Origin of the sequence: Collinsella sp. (genome assembly GCF_052346665.1) — a bacterium.
Lineage (GTDB): Bacteria > Actinomycetota > Coriobacteriia > Coriobacteriales > Coriobacteriaceae > Collinsella.
Genome location: NZ_DAWDUX010000064.1, coordinates 1 through 5,087 on the forward strand (window position 1 = coordinate 1; position 5,087 = coordinate 5,087).

Annotated in this window: 1 protein-coding gene; it reads right to left on the reverse strand. The window is 61.7% G+C overall.

Annotated elements, in window-relative coordinates:
- A partial coding sequence (locus ACT8II_RS09100) for a hypothetical protein (RefSeq protein ID WP_443813904.1) occupies positions 1–5,087 on the reverse strand: 5,087 nt, incomplete at both ends.

The following is a 5,087-nucleotide window of genomic DNA, read 5'->3' on the forward strand; positions in this document are numbered from 1 at the left end:
GCCGCCACCGAAGACGTCGTAGCCACTGACGACGCCCGTGACCGAGCAGCCCTCAACGCGAGCGCGGTTGCCTTTGATGAGCTCGACGGCCAGGTTGGACTTGGCGTTCTCGGCATCGGTGATGCCGGCCTCGGTGCAAGGCAGCTTGATGGTGGAATCTCCCAGGGTGATGATGGCCACGTCGGTCTCCTGCTGGTTCTCGGCACTCGCCTTAGAGAGCGATACGCCGATTTTCAGACCGAAGAGATTCACGTAGACGGCATCGCCATCGGCAAGCACCTTAAGATCGAAAATCTTGCCAATACCAAACCAATCGCCCAAGTTGATAAGACCCAGGTTTTCAAGCCCAGGAACATAGAGCACCTTTAACAGCGCATTCACAATGAGGAGCACCAGGTCGAGCAGCGGAGAGCTTACCTCAGCTTCGACCAAATGGGCACGAAGCGCCTCCCCGGCAAAACCGCCTGCGATCTCACCGCTGTTGACTAACTTGAGGTTGCCCGCATCGCAATCGCTCACACGTGCGAGGTCGGTATAGCCCACGAAGCCGCCCGCGACCTCGCGGCCCGATGCCGCGTCGGTGCCCAAGCCGTAATCGGCGCCGTTATGAGTGGAGGTCACGGTGTAGCCGTCGGCCACGCCCATAACCGTAGAGCGCTCGACATGCGCGCCCCACACATCGAGCACGCCCGCCGTGGCACCGAGGAGCTTGTTGACGCCGGCGTTGTCCACATCGACCGTGCCGGCCTTGCCCAGATGCCCCACGAAGCCGCCCGTATAGTTCACGCCGGACACGCTCATAAGGTCGGTCACAGCGCAGTCTTTCACCGAGCCGTTCACCACGGAACCGGCAAAGCCGCCCGCCGTACCCGTGAACTGCTTAGAGCTCAGAATGCCCTGCGTGGAGCTGTCGTGCGCGCGCACCTGGAAGCCATCGGCCACGCCGTCAACGTTCGCATGATAGAAGTAGGGGCGGAACGCATCCACTGCGGCGATGTTGCCTGCCTTGATGAGACCGAGCAGCAAATTCGTACTCTGATCACCCTCGGTGGAGCCGGCAACACTGGCAACGCCTGTCACGTCGGCCTGACCCACAAAGCCGCCAGCGTACTGGCCGCCCTCGACGCCGCGCAAGCCGTTGACGGAAACCGTATCGAGCCCGGAGGTGCCACCGTCCTTGCTGCCGACAACGACTGCTTTGGCGGAACCGGCAAAGCCACCTGCCGCGCGAGCGTACGCGCGCGCATCAGCATTACCGTACGCACCTTCGATGGTGAAGCCCCAAGCGGACGCAGCCTGATCGGTTGCTTCGTCAACGGCAGACACGGACGCTCCGCGCACCGTGGAGACCGTGGCGTTCAGAATTGAAGCGACGCTGCTCGGAGTTCCGATGAGCGCATCGAGCAACTTCTGCAAAAGACCGCTCGATGCGCCGTTAGTGTTCACATCTGCCACACCTGCCGCAGTAATGATGCCCGCGTAGCCGCCGATGCAGTTAGCGCCAGACACCTTGCGAAGGTTTTCAACGTTGCAGCCTGTAGCCACAGCGCCTTCATGCGTGGCGCCCGTCGTCCAGCGATCGCCGTCCTTATCCGCGTCCGCGAAGGTGGCGTCGCCCCAAATCTGAGCGCCCGATGCGTAACCCACGTAACCGCCGGCGAAACCTTGCTCAAGCGCGGTATCTGCACCCGTGGCAGTTACCGTCATGCCCTTGCGATAGCCCGTGACACTGGAGCTCTTCACCACCGGCACCAGAACATCAAGCGCCGAAACCAGGCTGTCCAGGTTCAAGCTGATCAAGTTGAGCAGGTCCACGCTGCCCAGGCTTGCCGCGTCGGCCGTCTCCATGGAGCCGGCAAAACCGCCCGCAGCACGCAAGGCAGAAACCGTCTTGGTGTCCGTCGCCTGGCCATGCGTGATCACACCGCCGTGCATAAGGCCCACGTAGCCGCCGGCAATGCCGCCACGCTTCGCGTTGACCTCCGATGACGCCTCGGTGCGACCCGCCACCACGTTCGTACCATATATTATGTATGGCACCTCTTCTGCAACGAATGTCTCAAACTCTGCTTGATCGGCAAACGTCTTGTTCGCAAAAGCGCCGACTTGCGAACCATAGCCGCCCTGGGATCCCACATGCTCGGCCCATGCGTTCCAGCTTTGGAAGTCCATGCCGCGCAAGGGACCCGTAACCTCGGTGTTCTCCTGCGTAGGATAGGTCACTTCAAGAGCGCCGAGCAGGTTGTTCACCTCAACCAGGCCGAAAAGCAGGTTGAGGTTGCCCGTGCTTGCTGTATCGGCTGGTTCGAGCAAGCCCGTGAAGCCGCCCGCAAATTCGGCACCATAGACACTGCGAATGCGTTTGGCGGCAGCATCGCGCGCCGGGAATCTTTTAGTGTCATAGTGATTCGATGCGTCGTTCTCGTCTTTCCATGGGGCATTATTGCTGCCCCAAATGTGACCGCCCTCGTTGTGGCCCACATAACCGCCGGCCATGCCGCGCAGCGCCAGCTTATCGGACGCAGCCTGAGCACGCACCGCACCGCCGCACGGAACGCACGTAGTTTCGCTGTTGCGGATGGTGGGGACGAAATCCTGCACCAAAGATGCCAACGTGCCGTTGGTGCTTATCAGGCCCTTGAGAATAGAGGTGTTGTCGGCAAGTACGCTCGCCACGTCGCCCGGGGCAATGCCGCCGGCATAGCCACCAGCCTTAACCTGACCAACAATATACGAGAAGTTATAGGCATTGGAATCCTGAATGTGGCCACCCTTGACCTCGCCCACGAAGCCGCCGGCGCTGCCCACCGGGTTGGCCGCGCTGCCGGGATCCGCCGAGCCATCGCCCAAATCACCCTCGGGAAGACTTGTCTCGGTTGCCAGCACGGCAAAGCCACCCGTACCGCCGTTTACGTCGGAATGCTCGATGGTAGAAACCACCACGGAAAGCGCCCCGGCGATATCGGTAAGCTTGATCGCGTTGCCCAAGACGTTGAGACCCTTGCCCACCGAAGCGGCGGAACCCACGTCCATCTTACCTATGTAGCCGCCCGCATAGCGCGGGGCCTTTACGGCGTATGAACTCTGCCCATTGAAGTACGAGCTACCGTCGGCACCTTCGAGCTCAGCGGGCTCAACTACACCCGTGTGGCGCAACTGCGTCACGTCGCACTTGGAAACTTGCACGCCCGAGCCGTAGCCAATGAAACCGCCTGCAGAGCCAGACTGGGAATCAAGCATGTCCATGCGCGTCGAAGCCACGACGAAACCGGGGTTCTTCTCATCGGGCGCCGCCGCACCAGAGGTTGCTTCAACCGTAGAAGCGTCGGATTTCACACCGGCGTTCTTAATGGAGGGAACATAGGCGCCCATCACGCCCAGCAGTTCTTCGACGCCAATGCTCAAATCGGCAATGCCGCCCAGAATGCTCACGCCGCCATCGGCTGCCGCCAGCGCGCCAGACGTCACCTTGCCGCCGAAGCCGCCGGCATAGCTGCCGCCCGTGACCTGAGCGATGTTATAGACCGCCCAGGGGTTGCCTTCGGGGTTTTCGACCTTGCCGCTCTGGAAATCACCCGTAAAACCGCCGGCCATATCGGCCGAGACCGTACCACCGTTGATGAAGGAAACGTCGACGTTCGTGTAAGAGGGAATCATGTAACCCACGGCGTTGAGCAGGTTGCTCGCAGACAGCAGGCCCTTGATGGCCGCCTCGTCGGCGACATCCGCCAGACCACCCGTACGCGAGACACCCACGAAGCCGCCTGCAACGCCGTCTTCCCAATGCGCGCTGACGCTTGCGAGATTCTTTACATGACCGTCGGTGACCTCGGCACTGTTGGCCGAAGCGATGAAGCCTGCCGCCGCAAAGCGCGTAGTACCGCCGTCGGCGTCGTTGTTGCCCGTTGCCTCAACGGCCATGCCCGCAGGCATGCCTGCGACCGTGACGCCATCCATCTTCACCTCAAGGCCATCTGCCACCGAAAGCAAGCCGTTGAGCTTAAGCGCACCGAGGCCAAGAAGATCGAGCCCGCCCGTAGACGCCAGGTCGCCCGGGCCAACCAAGCCCGCGAAACCGCCAGCATTGTTCTTGGCCGTAACCGACTTGATATTCGAGATGTTTACCACGCTGGTCGCCGGAGCCGCAGCTGCCGACTCGTATGCATCGTCCGCACGGCCGACCTTGCCGCCCGTCTCCTTGCCGATGCCCGCCGCGGCGCACGAATCGCCCGCGGTCACGATGAAGCCATCCGCAACGCCCGTTACCGTTACGGAACTAACGTTGAAGGGCAAATAGCCGCCCAGACCGATAGTCTGGTTCAGCACACCGCCGACCGACGCCGTGCCCAAACCGCCCGCGATGCCGCCGGCATACGAGCCGTCGGCAGAAACCGAACGAAGGCCATCGATGCGAGAGTCCCGACCGGTCGCATCGTACTTAACGGCATCCTTGCTCCACAGCTTGATGTCGTTCACGTGAGAAGCATCAGATGCCGCGATCACCACGCCATCTCCGCGGCCGACCAAGCCTCCGGCGAAGTCATTGGCGGAATGAACGGCGATATCGCCCTCCATCTGCACGCCCAGCAATTTGGACTCCTCAACGCCCACGAGCGAAAGAAGGTTCTGCGCCGCTTCGGGATCGCTCGTCAGAAGCCCCGTGAGCAGGCCGTTAACGCCCGTCAGAAGATCGGAGTTCTTACTTTCGCCTTGACCGAGATCGGTTGCCCAGCCAACCGTAGCCGCGCCCGTAAAGCCACCCGCCAACGCCTTGATAGAACGCTTGCCATCATGTTCCTCTTCGTGGCCGGTGGCGGAAACGCTCACCGCGCCCTCCACAGCCGCGTCCACCGCATAGCTGTTCGCCATGGCGCCCGCGAAACCACCCGCATAACTGGCGGCATTCACCTTGACGTCCGACTGAACCGCGCACCCCACTGCCGCGCTTTGGGGCTGGGCAGGTCGCAACAACTCGATACCGACTTTTTCTAGCGCGCCTTTCATCACGTCATTGCGTATGAGGCCCGCAAAGCCGCCCGCATACAAGCGGCCCGTCACCGTATAAGGATTAATGCTCTCTACCGAGC